Here is a 17,317-nt window from a genome sequence, read left to right as displayed (position 1 = left end):
TGGGGGGCCGGTACGCCTACCGGGTGAGGGTCCCGTACGTACGGCGCAGGAAGCGGCGCAGCCCCGCGATGTCGAACTGGATCACCGCGACCCCCTCGGGCGAGTGGAACTCGACGATCGCCTGCACCCGGCCGCACGGCCAGACGCGGATGTCGCCGGTGCCGGTCGGGGCCTGGAGGCCGGCCTCCAGCAGGGCCCGGGGGAAGACCCACTCGTTCTCCGTGCCCTCGGGAGAGAGGTCCGGGGGGAAGACGATCCGCACGGCCAGGGGCTCGTCGGGGCTGAAGCGCAGGGCGACCGGGATCTTCCGGTAGAGGGGATCGTCGCTGATGACACGGGCGGTGGCGCGCACCTCGACGGCGCGGGCGACGGTGGCCGTGGGGGGATTGTCGGCGGTGGCAGACATCGACCGGTCTCCTCTAAAGCTGGACAAATACGTCCTTATTCACCCCAGAGTCGCATATTCCGACGAACGCGCGAGGCGCTTTTTGTGACGGGAGCGCTCTTGCCAACGATTTGCAAGTGGGCACTATTCTTGAACGGTTAAAGACCTCGACCCTTCACCGCAGGAAGCGGAGCAGCCCCCATGCATGTGCCCGACGGCTTCATCAACGCCCCCGTCTCGATAGCAGCCGGAGTCGTCGCCGCGGGCGCCGTCGCCATGAGCCTGCGGGGCGCCCGCAAGGAACTGGACGAGCGCACCGCGCCGCTCGCCGGTCTCGTCGCCGCCTTCATCTTCTCCGTCCAGATGCTCAACTTCCCGGTCGCGGCCGGCACCAGCGGCCACCTCCTGGGCGGGGCGCTCGCCGCGGTCCTCGTCGGGCCCTACACGGGGGTGCTCTGCGTCTCGGTGGTCCTGCTCATGCAGGGCCTCCTCTTCGCCGACGGCGGCCTGACCGCCCTCGGCGTCAACGTCGTGAACATGGCCGTGGTGACCGTGATCGTCGCCTACGCCGTCTTCCGCGCCCTGCTCAAGGTCCTCCCGGACACCCGGCGCTCCGTGACCGCCGCCGCCTTCACCGGCGCGCTCCTCTCGGTGCCCGCCGCCGCCGGCATGTTCACGCTCCTCTACGCCCTCGGCGGCACCACCGACGTGTCCACCGGCAAGGTCTTCACCGCCATGGTCGGCGTCCACGTCCTCATCGGCATCGGCGAGGCCGCCATCACCGCCCTCACCGTGGGCGCCGTACTCGCCGTCCGCCCCGACCTCGTCCACGGCGCGCACGGCCTGGCCACCCCGCTCAAGCTCCGCGTGGACGGCCGCCTGGTCGACGCGCCCGCCGCCGCCCCGGCCCGGGTCCCGGCCGCCGCGAGCGCCACCCGCCCGACCCGCACGGTGTGGGCGACCGGCCTGGTCACCGCCCTGCTGCTGGCCGGGTTCGCCTCCTACTACGCCTCCGCCAGCCCCGACGGCCTGGAGAAGGTCGCCGCCGACCAGGGCATCGACCGGAAGGTCACCGAGCACGCCGCCGCCGACTCCCCGCTCGCCGACTACGGCGTCAAGGACGTCGACGACGCCCGTCTCTCCGGCGGCCTCGCCGGGGTCATCGGCGTCGGCGCGACCATCGCGGTCGGCTCCGGCGTCTTCTGGGCCGTCCGCCGCCGCCGCGCGGACGACCGTACGGACGCACCCGCCGTCGCGGCGCACTGACATGGGCGCCGGCCACGCCCACACGCTCTACCGGCAGGGGCGCACCGCGGTCCACGCGCTGCCGCCGCACTGCAAGCTCGCCGCCGCCTTCTGCTTCGTCCTGGTCGTCGTGTCCACCCCCCGCGAGGCGGTGTGGGCCTTCGGCCTGTACACCGTCCTGCTCGCCGGGGTCGCCGCGGCAGCCCGGATCCCCGCCGGGTTCCTCCTCAAGCGGATGCTGATCGAGGTGCCGTTCGTCGCCTTCGCCGTCCTGATGCCCTTCGTGGCCGAAGGCGAGCGGGTCGACGTCCTCGGCATGTCGCTCAGCGTCTCGGGCCTGTGGGGCGCCTGGAACGTCCTGGCCAAGGGCACCCTGGGCGTCGCCGCGTCCGTCCTGCTCGCCTCCACCACCGAACTGCGCGCCCTGCTGCTCGGCCTCCAGCAGCTCAGGCTGCCGCCCCTGCTCGTCCAGATCGCCTCGTTCATGATCCGCTACGGCGACGTGATCAGCGACGAGCTGCGCCGGATGTCCATCGCCCGCCGCTCCCGCGGCTTCGAGGCGCGCGGCGTGCGCCACTGGGGCGTCCTCGCCAAGACCGCGGGAGCCCTCTTCATCCGCTCCTACGAACGCGGCGAGCGCGTCTACCTGGCGATGGTCAGCCGCGGCTACGCCGGCTCCATGCCGGTGATCGACGAGGTCACCGCCACCCGCGCCCAATGGGCCCGCGCCGCCGCACTGCCGGTGGCGGCCCTGGCCGTCTGCCTGCTGGGATGGACCCTGTGACCTCTCCGATGGGATGGACCCCGTGACCACACCCCCGACCGCCCCCTCCCTCGACGTGTCCGGGCTCGCCTACGCCTACCCCGACGGGCACCAGGCCCTCTTCGGCGTCGACCTGACCGTCGCGCGCGGAGAGCGCGTCGCGCTGCTCGGACCCAACGGCGCGGGCAAGACCACCCTCGTCCTGCACCTCAACGGCATCCTGACCGGCGGCGTCGGCACCGTCACCGTCGCCGGGCTGCCCGTGGAGAAGCGGAACTTCGCCGAGATCCGGCGCCGGGTCGGGATCGTCTTCCAGGACCCCGACGACCAGCTCTTCATGCCGACCGTCCGCGAGGACGTCGCCTTCGGGCCGGCCGCCGCAGGCCTGCGCGGGGACGCGCTGGAGGCCCGGGTGCGCGGCGCCCTGGAACGCGTCGGCATGGCCGACTTCGCCGACCGTCCCCCGCACCACCTCTCCTTCGGGCAGCGCCGCCGGGTCGCCGTCGCGACCGTCCTCGCCATGGAACCGGAGATCCTGGTCCTCGACGAGCCGTCCTCGAACCTCGACCCGGCCTCGCGGCGCGAACTGGCCGACATCCTGCGCTCCCTGGACGTCACCGTCCTGATGGTCACCCACGACCTGCCCTACGCCCTCGAACTGTGCTCCCGCGCCGTGATCCTCAGCGAAGGGGTCATCGCCGCCGACGGACGTACCCAGGACCTGCTGTGCGACGAGACGCTGATGCGGGCGCACCGGCTGGAGCTGCCGTTCGGCTTCGACCCCCGGTCCGTGTCCGTGGCATAAGCACCGATCCCCGGGTGTTGCACCGCTCGTGAACATTCAGGGTGAGGTGGCGGACGGCTACGAGCCGGTCCGGGAGGCCTTCGTACGCAACTTCGAGGCGCTCGGGGACCGGGGCGCGGCCGTCGCCGTCTACCGCGACGGCCGCAAGGTCGTCGACCTGTGGGGCGGGGTGCGGGACGCGGACGCGAGCGGCCCGGGCGCGACGCCCTGGGAACGGGACACCGCGCAGATCGTCCGCTCCGCCACCAAGGGCTTCGCCGCCGCCGTCCCGCTGCTGCTGCACCAGCGGGGGCTGCTCGACCTCGACGCGCCCGTCGCGGCGTACTGGCCCGAGTTCAAGGCGGGCGGCAAGGAGCGGGCCCTGGTCCGCGACGTGCTCGCGCACCGCGCCGGGATACCGGCCCTGGACCGGCCGCTGAGCCCCGCGCAGGCCGCCGACGGGATCTCCGGGCCGCGCGCGGTCGCCGCACAGCCGGCCTCCTGGGAGCCCGGCACCGCGCACGGCTACCACCCGCACACCTTCGGCTGGCTGCTGGGCGAGCTGGTCCTGCGGGTCACCGGGGCCTCGCTGGGCAACTGGCTGGCCGAGGAGGTCACCGGGCCGCTCGGCCTCGACTTCCGGATCGGGGTGCCGGCGGATGCGGCGGGGCGGGTGGGGCGCGTGGCCGCCGTCGAGGCCCCGCCGGCCACCGGCGCCCTGAAGACCCGGCCCAAGCGGGAGGTCGCCGAGGCCTACGCCGACCCCGGGTCGCTGACCCGGCGCGCGTTCGGCGCGATTGGCCCGGCGCCGGACGAGAACGACCCCGGCTACCGGGCCGCGGAGCTCCCCGGCTCCAACGGGATCGGCACCGCCCGGGCGCTGGCCGGGTTCTACGCCGCCACGCTCGGCGACGTCGAGGGGGCGGGGCGGCGGCTGTTCGCGCCGGGGACGCTGGCGCTGGCGGGGCGGGAGCTGTCCGGCGGGGCCGACCGGGTGCTGGTGGTCGGCACGCGCTTCGGGCCCGGGTACATGCTGCACGGGCCGGCGTCGCCGCTGCTGTCCCCGGCCTCCTTCGGCCACCCCGGCCGCGGCGGATCCCTCGGCTTCGCGGACCCCGAGTCCGGCCTCGCCTTCGGCTACGTCACCAACACCCTGACCCCCTCGGTCACCGCCGACCCCCGAGCCCAATCCCTCCTCCGCGCCCTCCGCACCACCCTGTAGGGACCGCGGCCCGCGCCTCAAACGCCGGCGGGGCTGGGCCAGTGACCCCCGGGGCCGGGTCATTCACCGCCTGCCCGCGGGGCTGAGTGGCGTCCCCCGAGGTGGGGCATTCCCAGCCCGCCCGGCGTTTGAGGGCCGCCGGAGGCGACCGGGGCGCTGCCCGGGCCCGGGCCTCAATCGCCGGCGGGGCTGGGGATGGTCGGGCGGAGCCACGTCTGCCCGCCGGGCCGGGGTCGGGGGCGGCCCGCGCCGCGCCTCAAACGCCGGCGGGGCTGGGTATGGCCGACGTGGGGTGGGGCATTTCCAGCCTGCCCGGCGTTTGAGGGCCCGCCGGAGGCGACCCGGGGCGCTGCCCGGGCCCGCGCCTCAAACGCCGGCGGGGCTGGGTATGGCCGACGTGGGGTGGGGCATTTCCAGCCTGCCCGGCGTTTGAGGGCCCGCCGGAGGCGACCGGGGCGCTGCCCGGACCCGCGCCTCAATCGCCGACGGGGCTGGATGTGGTCCGGCGGGACTGATGGGTGGCCCGCCGGGGCTGTGGGCGCCGGCGGGGCCGAGGTCGGCCGGGGTTACGGGACCGGGGAAGGTCCCGCCCCCGGGGTCAGCCCGCCTTCAGGACGCGGGCTACCAAAGGGCCCGCCGCGTCGGAGCCGTGGCCGCCGGACTGGACCATGGCGGCGGCGGCCACGTCATCGCTGAAGCCCGTGAACCAGCTGTCCGGGCTCCCCGCACCGTCGACCTCCGCCGACCCCGTCTTCGCCCCCTTGTCCCCGCCGACCGACGCCATCACCCCGGCCGCCGTGCCCGCCGTCGCGGTCTGGCGCATCATCTGCGTCAGCTGCCGCGAGGTGCCCGGCTTCATCTGCCGCTCGGCCCGCGCCGGCACCCGCTCGCCCACGCCCTCCGCGATGATCACCGGCTGCCGGAAGACCCCCGTCCGCGCCGTCGCCGTGACGGAGGCGACGTTCAGCGGGCTCATCCGAATCCGGCCCTGGCCGATGTACTCGGCCGCCGCCTCGGGACCCACCGCATCCGGCACGTCGCCGTCGAAGACCGTGAAGCCCGCCTTCCACTCCAGCCCCAGCCCGAAGACCTGCCGCGCCTCGTCCGCCAGCGCCGACTCGTCGCCCACCGCCTTCATCTGCCCGATGAAGGCCGTGTTGCAGGACTTGGCGAAGCTGGTCGCGAAGCTCGCACCCTTCAGCTCCATGTTCTCCAGGTTGTGGAAGGAGCGGCCGCCTCCCGACACCGTCTTCGGACACTCCACCGTCTTGTCCGCGCTCACCACCCCCCGGTTGATCAGCATCGACGCCGTCACGATCTTCATCGTGGAGCCCGGCGCCCGGGTGCCCTGGACGGCAGCGTCGAAGCCGTCCGCCCGGTGGTTGGCGACCGCCAGGATGTGCCCCGTGCTCGGCTGGAGCGCGACCACCGAGGACTCCGGATACGCGGCGACCGCCTTCTCGGCGGCCTCCTGCACGTCCGCGTCGAGCACCGTCTTCAGCAGGCCCGGCTTCCCTTCCGCCAGCGTCAGCAGAACCCGCTTCGGGGCGTCCGGCGCGGCCGGCTCGATCCACGTCTCGACGCCCGGGGTGCCGCCCGCCGTCGGACCGTAGGTCTTGCGCAGCTGCTCCAGGACCGGCTTCAGCGACGGGTACTTCTGCGCTGTCAGCTCCACGCCGTCGCGGTCGACCGCCTTGACCGGCGGGGCCGCGGGCGCGCCCGTCCGCAGCTTCTCGTCCTTCCGCAGCTGCGGGTGCAGGATGCCGGGCTGCCAGTCGACCAGCGCCTTGCCGGTGGTCAGCCCGCGGACCACCGTCAGCCGGGACTCGTAGGCCAGCGGCTTGGTGACCCCGTCGTAGGTCACCTCGGCCGCCACCGTGAACGGCACCGTGGTCCCCGTCGCCGTACCGGGCGTGATGACGGCCTTCGAGACGAACGCCTTCGTCCTGAACTCGCCCACCGCACCCTGCGCGACGGCCGGATTGTTCGTCAGGTCCGCCGCGGCCCGCTCGTCCCCCGCGGCCCAGGCCGCCAGGAACGCCCGGGCCGCCTCGGCCGTCTCCTTGCCGTCGGGCGGCCCGGTCCGCCGCTCCGCCCGGCTCTGCGTCCCGCCCCCGGAACTACCCCCGGACCCCTCGCCGACCAGCGCGTACGCCCCGTACCCCGCCGCGCCGACCATCGTCAGGAACACCCCGCCGACGATGGCACCCTTCGCCGCCCCGTTCATACAGCCCCCTCCCCAGGAGTCACCTCTGTCTGAACATGTTCAGCGCGCTACACCCAGGTGTCCAGCCACATCCGGCCCCGCCAGGAGTCCATGGGGATCGACTGGCCGGTATAGAGGGGCCAGAAGTAGATGAAGTTCCACACGATCAGCAGGACCAGGACGCCCGCCCCGATCGCCCCGAGCGCCCGCCGCCGCTCCGACGATCCGGCCGGGCCCAGCAGCGCGCCGATCATCATGGCCACCGCCAGGCACAGGTACGGCACGAAGACGACCGCGTAGAAGTAGAAGATCGTCCGCTCCTGGTAGTTGAACCAGGGCAGCAGACCCGCGGCCAGCGCGCACACGATCGCGCCCGCCCGCCAGTCGCGGCGCAGCAGCCAGCGCCACAACACGTACAGCAGCGCGAAGCAGCCCGCCCACCACAGCAGCGGGGTGCCCATCGCCAGCACCTCGCGCGCGCACTTGCCCGCCGCGGTCGCCGGGCAGCCGTCGGTGCCGGGCGCGGGGGACTCGTAGTAGAAGGAGACCGGACGGCCGAGGACCAGCCAGCTCCAGGGGTTGGACTGGTAGGTGTGGCCCGAGGTCAGGCCCACGTGGAAGTTGTAGACCTCCGTCTCGTAGTGCCACAGGCTGCGCAGCCACTCCGGCAGGAACGACAGCGAGCTGCCCTGGTCCTGCGTCCGCGCCCAGTCGCGGAAGTAGCCGCCCTTGCCGTTGTCCGGGCTCAGGATCCAGCCCGTCCACGAGGCGACGTACACCGCCACCGCCACCGGCACGGTCGAGACGAACCCGGGCAGCGCGTCCCGGCGCAGCATCGCCGCGTACGGGGCGCCCGCACCGGCGACGCGGCGCGCGGCGGCGTCCCACAGCACCGTCAGCACGCCGAAGAAGGCCAGCACGATCAGGCCGTTCCACTTGGTGCCGAAGGCCAGGCCGAGACAGACGCCCGCCAGGAGCCGGTACGGGCGCCACCCCAGCCGCAGCGTCTCGGCGATCAGCGGATCCGGCCGGGTGCGTCCCTCGTCGTCCGTCGGCAGCGCCGCCGCGAGTCTGGCCCGGGTCTTGTCCCGGTCGATCAGCAGTGCCCCGAACGCGGCCAGCACGAAGAACATCAGCACCAGGTCGAGGAGCGCGTTGCGGCTCATCACCAGGTGCAGCCCGTCCACCGCCATCAGCGCGCCCGCGAGGCACCCGAGGAAGGTGGAGCGCAGCAGCCGCCGCCCGATCCGGCACAGCATCAGCACGGACAGGGTGCCGAGCAGCGCGGTCATGAACCGCCAGCCGAAGGGGTCGAAGCCGAACATCCACTCGCCGAGCCCGATCACCCACTTGCCGACCGGCGGGTGCACGACGTAACCCGGGTCGGTCGGCAGCACCACCCCGTCGGGGTTCGCCAGGATCGACTTGTCGATTTCCTTGGGCCAGTTCGCCTCGTAGCCCTGCCGGATCGTCGCCCAGGCGTCCTTCGCGTAGTACGTCTCGTCGAATATCACCGCCTTCGGGCTGCCCAGGTGCACGAACCGCAGTACCCCGGCCACCAGCGCCACCAGCAGCGGACCCGCCCAGGCCAGCACCCGCAGCACCGTCGCCGTCGCCGAGGCGGGCACCCCGAGCGCCGTCCACAGCGCCACCGACGGCTGCGCGTACGGCGGCACCAGCCGGCTGCGGACATCGGCGCGCGGCCCCGCGCTCCGCGGACTCCACGCGCCCGCCGTCCCCGCGCCGGGCGGCACGTAGCCGAAGCCGCGCAGGCGGCGCAGCCAGGTCGGCGGCTCGTTCTCGCCGTCGCCGGGCGGCGCGGGCGGGGCCCCCGCGGGGCTGGGTTGCGGCGTCGCGGTACTGGTCACCGGGTCATCGTAGGGAACAGCCCTGTGGGAACCCCAGCGCCGGGGCCGTCGGGGCCGGCCGGGGCACCGGGCTGAGAGGATGTGCGGGTGACCACTGCGCAGCCCCGAGGTACCGAAGCCGCCCACCCGACCACCGACCCGGCGGGTGTGCTCGTCCTCGCCGGCACCCCGATCGGGGATCTCGCGGACGCCCCGCCCCGGCTCGCCACCGAGCTGGAACGCGCCGACGTGATCGCCGCCGAGGACACCCGGCGGCTGCGCCGGCTGACCCAGGGCCTCGGCGTGCACACCACCGGGCGCGTCCTGTCGTACTTCGAGGGCAACGAATCCGCGCGCACCCCCGAACTGGTCGAGGCCCTGCTCGCCGGGTCCCGGGTGCTGCTCGTCACCGACGCGGGCATGCCCTCGGTGTCCGACCCCGGCTACCGGCTGGTCGCCGCCGCGGTGGAGAAGGACATCAAGGTCACGGCCGTCCCCGGGCCGTCCGCCGTGCTCACCGCCCTGGCCATGTCCGGTCTGCCCGTGGACCGGTTCTGCTTCGAGGGCTTCCTGCCGCGCAAGGCGGGCGAACGCCTCGGCCGCCTGCGCGAGGTGGAGGGGGAGCGCCGCACCCTCGTCTACTTCGAGGCCCCGCACCGCCTCGACGACACCCTCGCCGCGATGGCCGAGGTCTTCGGCCCCGGCCGCCGGGCCGCCGTCTGCCGCGAACTGACCAAGACCTACGAAGAGGTCAAGCGCGGCGGCCTCGGTGCGCTCGCCGAATGGGCCGCCGAGGGCGTACGTGGCGAAATCACGGTGGTCGTCGAAGGCGCGCCCGCCGCGGTGCCCGGCGACGTGGACGCCGAGGAGCTGGTGCGCAGGGTGCGGGTGCGCGAGGAGGCGGGGGAGAGGCGCAAGGAGGCCATCGCCGCGGTCGCCGCCGAGGCCGGGCTACCCAAGCGCGAGGTGTTCGACGCGGTCGTCGCGGCAAAGAATGCGGCACAAAAGGTGCCGTAAGTCGGTAAAGAGCTAGGCTGAAAAGCAAAGCTCAGACCGCGCAAAGGGCGCTTTGGGCATGCTTGGCCCAAAGGCCGTCCAACACTGGACAGGGCCTGATGCGCTCCCGCCGGAACAGGCGTCCACTGGTCAAGGAAACACCAGCGGACCAGAGGAGCTGGCATGAGTGAGATCGCAGACACCCCGCTCGCCGCGGCCGCGCCGGTCGCGCCCGCACCGATCGTCGCCGCCGCCGCCAGAACCGCCATCCCCGAACGGACCGCCCACGAGGCCTACTCCTTCGCGTGCATGAAGTGCGGGTACGGCTGGGAGCAGGCGTACGAGATCGAACACCACGTGGACGGCCGCGGCCAGCCGTTCATCGTCTACACGGTCGAGGGCGGCGAACGGGTCCCCTCCCCGCTGTCCAACCCCACCTGCATGAACTGCGGTGGGCACGTGGTGCGGATCATGCGGGAGGGGCAGGTCTCCTCCGTCCTCGGCATGCTCGACCAGCTCTACCACCACCGGGTCGCGCCCGGGATCGCCGGTCCCGTCCCGGCCGGAGCCGACGGCCCGCGCCGCCAGAAGGCACCGCGGATGCCGAAGCCGCGCAAGACGTCCCGGCTGCACGACGCGCCCGGGCCGGTCGCGATCGACCCGGACGCGCGGGACGAGAGCGACGGCGGCGGCCTGCTGGGGCGCATGTGGCGGCGGATGCGCGGGGCCTGAGGGAGCGGGGCCGCGCGGGTGCGGGGCCCTGGGGGCGTGGGGCCGTAGGGCCGCGCGCCGGGGCGGCGGGGCCCGGGCCGTAGGGCCGTGCGGCCGTCCGGGGCCCGAGCCGGTCATAAGATCGGTCCCATGAGCGCCAGCCCCGCCAGCCCGTCCAGCCCCCGCCGCAAAGACGACGACCGGGACACCCCGCCGCCGCTCCCGGAACCCCTCCGGGTCGCGGTGGCGGACTCCCACACCCACCTCGACATGCAGAGCGGCACGGTCGAGGAGGCCCTGCGCAAGGCCGCCTCGGTGGGCGTCACCACCGTCGTCCAGGTCGGCTGCGACGTGAAGGGCTCCCGCTGGGCCGCCGAGACCGCCGCCGCGTACGAGAACGTCCACGCGGCCGTCGCCCTTCACCCGAACGAAGCCCCCCGCATCGTCCACGGCGACCCGGACGGCTGGTCCCGCCAGGGGGCCCGGCCCGGCGGCGGCGAATCCGCACTCGACGACGCCCTCGCCGAGATCGAGGCGCTGGCCGCCCTCCCGCACGTCAAGGCGGTCGGCGAGACCGGCCTCGACCACTTCCGCACGGGCCCCCAGGGCATGGCCGCGCAGGAGCGTTCCTTCCGGGCCCACATCGAGATCGCCAAGCGCCTCGGCAAGGCCCTGGTCATCCACGACCGCGAGGCCCACGCCGACGTGCTGCGCGTGCTCCGCGAGGAGGGCGCCCCCGAGCGCACCGTCTTCCACTGCTACTCCGGCGACGCCGAAATGGCCCGCGAGTGCGCGGCCGCCGGGTACTACATGTCCTTCGCCGGGACCGTCACCTTCAAGAACGCGGCGGCGCTGCGCGAAGCCGTCGCGGTGGCTCCGGCCGAACTGCTGCTCGTCGAGACGGACGCGCCGTACCTGACCCCCGCGCCCTACCGCGGCCGGCCGAACGCGCCGTACCTGATCCCGCTCACCGTCCGGGCGATGGCCGCGGCCCGCGGCACCGACGAGGACTCCATGGCGACGGCGCTGGCGGCGAACACGGCGCGGGCCTTCGCCTACTGACGCCCCCGCCCCGCGTGCGACGGACGCCCTCCGGCGACACGCTGCGTAGTCCTGCGGCTTTGTTGCGTAACGGACGCTCCGCTAGGGTGCCGTGCCCGAACCAACGGGAGCGGTACCGGACCAGTGGAGCGAGCGTCGTGAGCGATACCCAGGGCAGCCACCGCCGTGGCGGCCGGGACCAGCCGGCCGCCCCTGCCGCCGCACCGGAGGCGGGCTCCGCCCCCGACGACCAGGACCCGGCCGTCCCGGGCCCCCGCGCCGGGGACCGCCGCGCCGCGCGCCGCCGCAAGACGGAGGCCGCCACGGGCCGCCGCGCCCGCGGCCGCACCCCGGCCCCGCCCCCCGCGCCCGTCGGCGCCCCCGCCCGCCCCCCGGCGGAAGCCGCCGACCCGGCCTGGGGGGAGCCGTACGGGGAGGGCGCGGGGGGTGCGGACACCTACGCGGGACCGGACCCGGCCCCGGGCGCGTACACCGACCCGGGGGCCTCCTACGCGCCGCCGGCCCCCTTCCCGGGCGCGGACCACGCCTTCGCGTCATCGGACCACGGCTTCGCGTCAGCGGACCATGCCTACGCGCCGGCGGACCACGCCTACCCCGACCCCGGCCCGTACGCCCCCGAGGACCACGGGGCCGGATCCCCGCTCCCCTGGCCCCGCCCGGAGTCCCTGAGCGGCCTGGGCGCCCCCGACCTCGCCGACGCACTCGGCACGCCTTGGCCGGACGCCGCCCCGGACACCGCCCCCGGCGGCGGCCGGGTGGTCCCCTGGCCCGCGTCGTGGCCCGGACCGGACGCGCCGGACCACCCCGCCCCCGGCCCGCCCGAGACGCTCCTCCTCCCGGCCCCCGCCCTCCCGGGTGACGGGGGTCCGGCGCCCGCGCCCCGGCCCGGGCCGGGCGGCGACGGCGGGTCCCGGCGCGGCGGACGCGGCGGGGCCGCCACGGCGACCCGCACGCGCCGGGGCACCAAGGCCGGCCGAGGCACCGCCGGCTGGCGCCGGATCGTCCCGCAGGCCCTGGTCGTCGCCTTCCTCGCGGGCGGCACCTCCGCCTTCGTCGCCGCCGACAAGGCGGTCCGCCTCACCGTGGACGGCGTACCCCGCACCCTGCACACCTTCGCCGACGACGTCGACGAACTGCTGCGGGCCGAGGGCCTGGGCGTCGGCGCCCACGACCTCGTCGCCCCCGCCCCGGCCACCGCCCTCGACGACGGCGACGAGATCGTCGTCCGCTACGGCCGCCCCCTGCGGCTCACCCTCGACGGCCGGTCCCGCCAGGTGTGGACCACCGCCGCCACCGTGGACGGCGCACTGCGCCAGCTCGGCATCCGCGCGGAGGGCGCGTACCTCTCGGCTCCCCGCACCACCCCCGTCCCGCGCGGCGGACTGACCCTGAACGTACGGACCGAACGCAGCGTCACCTTCATGGCCGACGGCCGCGAACGCACCATCCGCACCAACGCCGCCACCGTCCAGGAGGCCCTGGAACAGGCGGGGATCACTCTCCACGCGCAGGACACCACCTCCGTGCCGCCCGCCTCCTTCCCCCGCGACGGCCAGACCGTCACCGTGCTGCGCATCACCGGGACCCGCGAGGTCCGCGAGGAGCGCATCCCGTACGAGGTGGAGCGGGTCAAGGACCCGGACCAGTTCGCCGGCACCGAAGTGGTCGAGCGGGCCGGCCGCCCCGGCGCCCGCCGGGTCACCTACAGCCTGCGCACCGTCAACGGCGTCCGCCAGAAACCCCGCCGGATCGCGGAGGAGGTCCTGCGCGAGCCCGTCTCGCAGGTGGTCAAGGTCGGCACGCGCCCGCTGCCCAGCTTGGTCGCCGGCGCGGACGGCCTGGACTGGGCGGCCCTGGCCCGGTGCGAGTCCGGCGGCCGCCCCGCCGCCACCGACGCCTCCGGCACCTACGGCGGCCTCTACCAGTTCGACGTCCAGACCTGGCAGAGCCTCGGCGGCACCGGCCGCCCGCAGGAAGCGCCGGGCACGGAGCAGACGTACCGCGCCAAGAAGCTCTACGTGCAGCGGGGGGCGAGTCCGTGGCCCCACTGCGGCCGTACGCTTTACCGGTGAGCACCGCAGAGCACGACACCGCAGAGCACGGCAACGAGCACCAGGACGGCACGACCGGGGACCAGGACGGCAGGGCCGGGGAGCCGGCGGGCGCCCAGGCGCGTGGGGCCGGGCCGGTGCAGGGGGCCGACGCGTTGTTCGGCGCGGCCGACATCCGGGAGCTGGCGGCCGTCCTCGGCGTGCGGCCGACGAAGCAGAAGGGCCAGAACTTCGTCATCGACGCCAACACGGTGCGCCGGATCGTGCGCACCGCCGAGGTGCGGCCCGACGACGTCGTCGTCGAGGTCGGTCCGGGTCTGGGCTCGCTGACGCTCGCCCTGCTGGAGGCCGCCGACCGGGTCACCGCCGTCGAGATCGACGACGTGCTGGCCGCAGCGCTGCCCGCGACGATCGAGGCCCGGATGCCCGCGCGCGCCGACCGGTTCGCGCTGGTGCACTCCGACGCGATGCTCGTGACGGAGCTGCCCGGCCCGGCGCCGACCGCGCTGGTCGCGAACCTGCCGTACAACGTGGCCGTGCCGGTGCTGCTGACGATGCTCGACCGGTTCCCCAGCATCGAGCGGACGCTGGTCATGGTGCAGGCGGAGGTTGCCGACCGGCTCGCCGCCAAGCCCGGCAACAAGGTCTACGGCGTGCCCTCGGTCAAGGCCGCCTGGTACGCCGACGTCAAGCGCGCCGGATCCATCGGCCGCAACGTCTTCTGGCCCGCGCCGAACGTCGACTCCGGGCTGGTGTCCCTGGTCCGGCGCGCCGAGCCGGTCAAGACCACCGCCACCAAGCGGGAGGTCTTCGCCGTCGTCGACGCCGCCTTCGCGCAGCGCCGCAAGACGCTGCGGGCCGCGCTGGCCGGCTGGGCCGGATCCGCCGCGGGCGCCGAGAGCGCGCTGGTCGCGGCCGGGATCTCGCCGCAGGCCCGCGGTGAGGGGCTCACGGTCGAGGAGTTCGCGCGGATCGCGGAGAACAAGCCGGTGGCCGAGCGGGCGGCCCTGTGAGCACCACCGCCGCGATGGCCGGCGTCACCGTCCGCGTCCCGGCCAAGGTCAACGTTCAGCTCGCGGTGGGCGCCGCCCGCCCCGACGGCTTCCACGACCTCGCCAACGTCTTCCTGGCCGTCTCCCTCTACGACGAGGTGACGGTCACCCCCGCCGACACCCTCACGGTCACCTGCACCGGCCCCGACGCCGACCAGGTCCCCCTGGACCGGACGAACCTGGCCGCGCGGGCGGCCGAGCTGCTCGCCGCCCGGCACGGCCTGGACCCGGCCGTCCACATCCACATCGCGAAGAACATCCCCGTCGCGGGCGGCATGGCGGGCGGCAGCGCCGACGGCGCGGGCGCCCTGCTCGCCTGCGACCTGCTGTGGGGCCTGGACAGCACGCCCGCCGAGCTGCTGGAGATCTGCGCCGAGCTGGGCAGCGACGTGCCGTTCAGCCTGGTCGGCGGGGCCGCGCTCGGCACCGGGCGCGGGGAGCAGCTCGCGCCCCTGGAGTCCGGGATCTTCCACTGGGTGTTCGCCGTCGCCGACGGCGGACTGTCCACCCCGGCGGTCTTCCGCGAGTTCGACCGCCTCGCCGCGCAGGCCGGTACGGGCATCCCGGTGCCGGAAGCTTCGAAGGAGCTGCTGGCCGCGCTGGCCGCAGGGGACCCGGACGCGCTCGCCGCGACCCTGGCCAACGACCTCCAGCCGGCCGCGCTCTCGCTGCGCCCGCAGCTGCGCCGGACGCTGGACGCGGGGCTCGGGGCCGGGGCGCTGGCCGCCCTCGTCTCGGGCTCCGGGCCGACGACCGCCTTCCTGGTCCGGGACCCCGGGTCCGCCGCCGCGGTCGCCGGGGCGCTGGCCGCCTCGGGCACCTGCCGGACCACCCGCGTGGCCACCTCCCCGGCCCCGGGCGCCACCCGCCACTGAGTACGGGACCCCGGCGCGGGGGTCCGTACCGGCCGCCCGGGGGTCCGTACGCGCCCGTGCGGAGGTCCGTACGCGGCCGTGCGGGGGTCCCTGCGCGGCCGCCCGGGGGCTCGCGCAGCGTTCGGGCCGGGTGGGGAAGGTTAGGGTAAGGGGCTGATCCACCCCTTTCCCTGGAGCGCGTCTAATGGCCGTCAATCTGGTCAATGTCGAGGCAGTCAGCAAGGTGTACGGCACCCGTACCCTGCTCGACGGCATCTCCCTCGGCGTGTCCGAGGGGGACCGGATCGGCGTCGTCGGGCGCAACGGCGACGGCAAGACCACCCTCATCCGGATGCTGGCGAAACTGGAGGAACCGGACACCGGCCGGGTCACCCAGAACGGCGGGCTGCGGATGGGCGTGCTCACCCAGCACGACTCCCTGGACCCCGCCGCCACCGTCCGCCACGAGATCATCGGCGACATGGCCGACCACGAGTGGGCGGGCAACGCGAAGATCCGCGACGTGCTGACCGGCCTCTTCGGCGGCCTGCACCTGCCCGGCTTCGAACACGGCCTCGACACCGTCATCGGCCCGCTCTCCGGCGGCGAGCGCCGCCGCATCGCGCTCGCGCAGCTGCTGATCGCCGACCAGGACCTGCTCGTCCTCGACGAGCCCACCAACCACCTCGACGTCGAGGGCATCTCCTGGCTGGCCAAGCACCTCCAGGAGCGCCGCTCCGCGCTCGTCTGCGTCACCCACGACCGGTGGTTCCTCGACCAGGTCTGCACCCGCATGTGGGACGTGCAGCGCGGCGACGTCCACGAGTACGAGGGCGGCTACAGCGACTACGTCTTCGCCCGCGCCGAACGCGACCGGATCGCCGCCACGGAGGAGTCCAAGCGGCAGAACCTGATGCGCAAGGAGCTGGCCTGGCTGCGCCGCGGCGCCCCCGCGCGCACCTCCAAGCCGCGCTACCGCATCGAGGCGGCCAACGAGCTGATCGCCGACGTGCCGCCGCCGCGCGACACCAGCGAGCTGATGAAGTTCGCCAACGCGCGCCTGGGCAAGACGGTCTTCGACCTGGAGGACGTCACCGTCCAGGCCGGGCCCAAGACCCTGCTCCAGCACCTGACCTGGCACCTCGGCCCCGGCGACCGCGTCGGTCTGGTCGGCGTCAACGGCGCGGGCAAGACCTCGCTGCTGCGCGCGCTGGCCACGGCCGCGCGCACCCAGGGCGACGTGCAGCCCGCGGCGGGCAAGGTGACCGTCGGCAGGACCGTCCGGCTCGCCTACCTCTCGCAGGAGGTCGGCGAACTCGACCCGTCCCTGCGCGTCCTGGAGGCCGTCCAGCGCGTGCGCGACCGGGTCGACCTCGGCAACGGCCGCGAGATGACGGCGGGCCAGCTGTGCGAGCAGTTCGGCTTCACCAAGGACAAGCAGTGGACGCCGGTCGGCGACCTCTCCGGAGGTGAGCGCCGCCGCCTGCAGATCCTGCGCCTGCTGATGGACGAGCCGAACGTCCTCTTCCTCGACGAGCCGACCAACGACCTCGACATCGAGACCCTGACCCAGCTGGAGGACCTCCTCGACGGCTGGCCCGGGTCGATGATCGTGATCTCCCACGACCGGTTCTTCATCGAGCGCACCACCGACACCGTGATGGCGCTGCTCGGCGACCAGAGCCTGCGGATGCTGCCGCGCGGCCTGGACGAGTACCTGGAGCGCAGGCAGCGGATGATCGCCGAAGCCTCGCCCGCGCCCGCCGCCCCCTCGGGCGGCGCGGCCAAGTCGACCTCCTCCGGTGACGCGCGCGCCGCGAAGAAGGAGCTCCAGAAGATCGAGCGCCAGCTCAACAAGATGTCGGACCGCGAGACGAACCTGCACGCGCGGATCGCCGAGAACGCCACCGACTTCGACAAGGTCGCCAAGCTCGACGCGGAGCTGCGCGAACTCATCTCGGAACGGGACGAGTTGGAGATGCGCTGGCTGGAGCTGGCCGAGGACGCGTAGCGTCCGGCGGCGCCGGTCACCGACTGGCCGGATAACGACGGAGTCACGGGCCGGTCCTCCCTTGGGCACAGGGGCTGGACCGGCCCGTCCGGCGTGCGGCCGCAGTGATACAAAGGTTCATCCCCCGC

At 74.5% G+C, this 17,317-nt stretch carries 14 protein-coding genes; 11 read left to right on the top strand and 3 right to left on the bottom strand.

What is annotated here, in order from left to right; all coding sequences use genetic code 11:
• Window positions 1-16: 16 nt before the first annotated feature.
• On the bottom strand, window positions 17-406 hold the full coding sequence (locus AC0693_RS28670) for an SsgA family sporulation/cell division regulator (RefSeq protein WP_356409389.1): 390 nt from the start codon (window positions 404-406) through the stop codon (window positions 17-19).
• 180 nt (window positions 407-586) lie between these two features.
• Here AC0693_RS28670 and AC0693_RS28665 point away from each other — a divergent pair, with 180 nt between their 5' ends.
• Genes AC0693_RS28665 through AC0693_RS28650 form a run of 4 tightly spaced genes read left to right on the top strand, consistent with a single transcriptional unit; the run spans window position 587 to window position 4,399 of the window.
• The gene (locus AC0693_RS28665; RefSeq protein WP_478803250.1) at window positions 587-1,651 is read left to right on the top strand and encodes an energy-coupling factor ABC transporter permease; all 1,065 of its coding nucleotides are present in this window, start codon (window positions 587-589) and stop codon (window positions 1,649-1,651) included.
• Between the two features lies 1 nt (window position 1,652).
• Window positions 1,653-2,414, top strand: coding sequence for a cobalt ECF transporter T component CbiQ (gene cbiQ / locus AC0693_RS28660; protein ID WP_469319479.1), 762 nt, complete (start codon window positions 1,653-1,655; stop codon window positions 2,412-2,414).
• A gap of 13 nt (window positions 2,415-2,427) precedes the next feature.
• Window positions 2,428-3,198, top strand: coding sequence for an energy-coupling factor ABC transporter ATP-binding protein (locus AC0693_RS28655; protein WP_469319480.1), 771 nt, complete (start codon window positions 2,428-2,430; stop codon window positions 3,196-3,198).
• A 28-nt stretch (window positions 3,199-3,226) separates the two neighbouring features.
• A complete protein-coding gene (locus tag AC0693_RS28650; RefSeq protein WP_478803249.1) occupies window positions 3,227-4,399 on the top strand; it encodes a serine hydrolase domain-containing protein in 1,173 nt (390 codons plus the stop codon).
• Window positions 4,400-4,997: 598 nt separating this feature from the next.
• Here AC0693_RS28650 and AC0693_RS28645 read toward each other — a convergent pair.
• Both AC0693_RS28645 and AC0693_RS28640 read right to left on the bottom strand, forming a co-directional pair.
• Window positions 4,998-6,626 carry a penicillin-binding transpeptidase domain-containing protein gene (locus AC0693_RS28645; RefSeq protein WP_478803248.1) on the bottom strand — a complete coding sequence of 543 codons (1,629 nt, stop codon included), beginning with the start codon at window positions 6,624-6,626 and terminating at the stop codon, window positions 4,998-5,000.
• A 47-nt stretch (window positions 6,627-6,673) separates the two neighbouring features.
• Window positions 6,674-8,473 carry a dolichyl-phosphate-mannose--protein mannosyltransferase gene (locus tag AC0693_RS28640; protein WP_469333614.1) on the bottom strand — a complete coding sequence of 600 codons (1,800 nt, stop codon included), beginning with the start codon at window positions 8,471-8,473 and terminating at the stop codon, window positions 6,674-6,676.
• Window positions 8,474-8,560: 87 nt separating this feature from the next.
• On the opposite strand from AC0693_RS28640, the gene rsmI reads away from it, so the two are divergent.
• From rsmI to AC0693_RS28605, 7 genes are all read left to right on the top strand, one after another.
• Window positions 8,561-9,469: a 16S rRNA (cytidine(1402)-2'-O)-methyltransferase gene (gene rsmI, locus AC0693_RS28635; RefSeq protein WP_478803247.1), complete on the top strand. Its 909-nt coding sequence runs from the start codon at window positions 8,561-8,563 to the stop codon at window positions 9,467-9,469.
• A gap of 162 nt (window positions 9,470-9,631) precedes the next feature.
• On the top strand, window positions 9,632-10,180 hold the full coding sequence (locus AC0693_RS28630; protein ID WP_469319485.1) for a hypothetical protein: 549 nt from the start codon (window positions 9,632-9,634) through the stop codon (window positions 10,178-10,180).
• Window positions 10,181-10,309: 129 nt separating this feature from the next.
• Window positions 10,310-11,221, top strand: a complete 912-nt coding sequence (locus AC0693_RS28625; protein ID WP_478803246.1) for a TatD family hydrolase — start codon at window positions 10,310-10,312, stop codon at window positions 11,219-11,221.
• 755 nt (window positions 11,222-11,976) lie between these two features.
• The gene (locus tag AC0693_RS28620) at window positions 11,977-13,293 is read left to right on the top strand and encodes a ubiquitin-like domain-containing protein (RefSeq protein WP_478803338.1); all 1,317 of its coding nucleotides are present in this window, start codon (window positions 11,977-11,979) and stop codon (window positions 13,291-13,293) included.
• A gap of 116 nt (window positions 13,294-13,409) precedes the next feature.
• Window positions 13,410-14,285, top strand: coding sequence for a 16S rRNA (adenine(1518)-N(6)/adenine(1519)-N(6))-dimethyltransferase RsmA (rsmA, locus tag AC0693_RS28615; RefSeq protein WP_356409524.1), 876 nt, complete (start codon window positions 13,410-13,412; stop codon window positions 14,283-14,285).
• A 14-nt stretch (window positions 14,286-14,299) separates the two neighbouring features.
• Window positions 14,300-15,199: a 4-(cytidine 5'-diphospho)-2-C-methyl-D-erythritol kinase gene (locus AC0693_RS28610; RefSeq protein WP_478803337.1), complete on the top strand. Its 900-nt coding sequence runs from the start codon at window positions 14,300-14,302 to the stop codon at window positions 15,197-15,199.
• 184 nt (window positions 15,200-15,383) lie between these two features.
• Window positions 15,384-17,189 carry an ABC-F family ATP-binding cassette domain-containing protein gene (locus tag AC0693_RS28605; RefSeq protein ID WP_356409364.1) on the top strand — a complete coding sequence of 602 codons (1,806 nt, stop codon included), beginning with the start codon at window positions 15,384-15,386 and terminating at the stop codon, window positions 17,187-17,189.
• Window positions 17,190-17,317 lie beyond the last annotated feature (128 nt).

This window comes from Streptomyces sp. NPDC043876, assembly GCF_056435825.1.
Note: the sequence above shows the minus strand (reverse complement) of the source record. Positions and strands in the feature narration are given on the sequence as shown.

What these genes read in the sequence shown, in the direction of transcription:
- AC0693_RS28670 (WP_356409389.1), bottom strand. Translation starts at nt 406, where the DNA reads ATGTCTGCCACCGCCGACAATCCCCCCACGGCCACCGTCGCCCGCGCC.
- AC0693_RS28665 (WP_478803250.1), top strand. Translation starts at nt 587, where the DNA reads ATGCATGTGCCCGACGGCTTCATCAACGCCCCCGTCTCGATAGCAGCC.
- cbiQ (WP_469319479.1), top strand. Translation starts at nt 1,653, where the DNA reads ATGGGCGCCGGCCACGCCCACACGCTCTACCGGCAGGGGCGCACCGCG.
- AC0693_RS28655 (WP_469319480.1), top strand. Translation starts at nt 2,428, where the DNA reads ATGGACCCCGTGACCACACCCCCGACCGCCCCCTCCCTCGACGTGTCC.
- AC0693_RS28645 (WP_478803248.1), bottom strand. Translation starts at nt 6,626, where the DNA reads ATGAACGGGGCGGCGAAGGGTGCCATCGTCGGCGGGGTGTTCCTGACG.
- AC0693_RS28630 (WP_469319485.1), top strand. Translation starts at nt 9,632, where the DNA reads ATGAGTGAGATCGCAGACACCCCGCTCGCCGCGGCCGCGCCGGTCGCG.
- AC0693_RS28625 (WP_478803246.1), top strand. Translation starts at nt 10,310, where the DNA reads ATGAGCGCCAGCCCCGCCAGCCCGTCCAGCCCCCGCCGCAAAGACGAC.
- AC0693_RS28610 (WP_478803337.1), top strand. Translation starts at nt 14,300, where the DNA reads ATGGCCGGCGTCACCGTCCGCGTCCCGGCCAAGGTCAACGTTCAGCTC.
- AC0693_RS28605 (WP_356409364.1), top strand. Translation starts at nt 15,384, where the DNA reads ATGGCCGTCAATCTGGTCAATGTCGAGGCAGTCAGCAAGGTGTACGGC.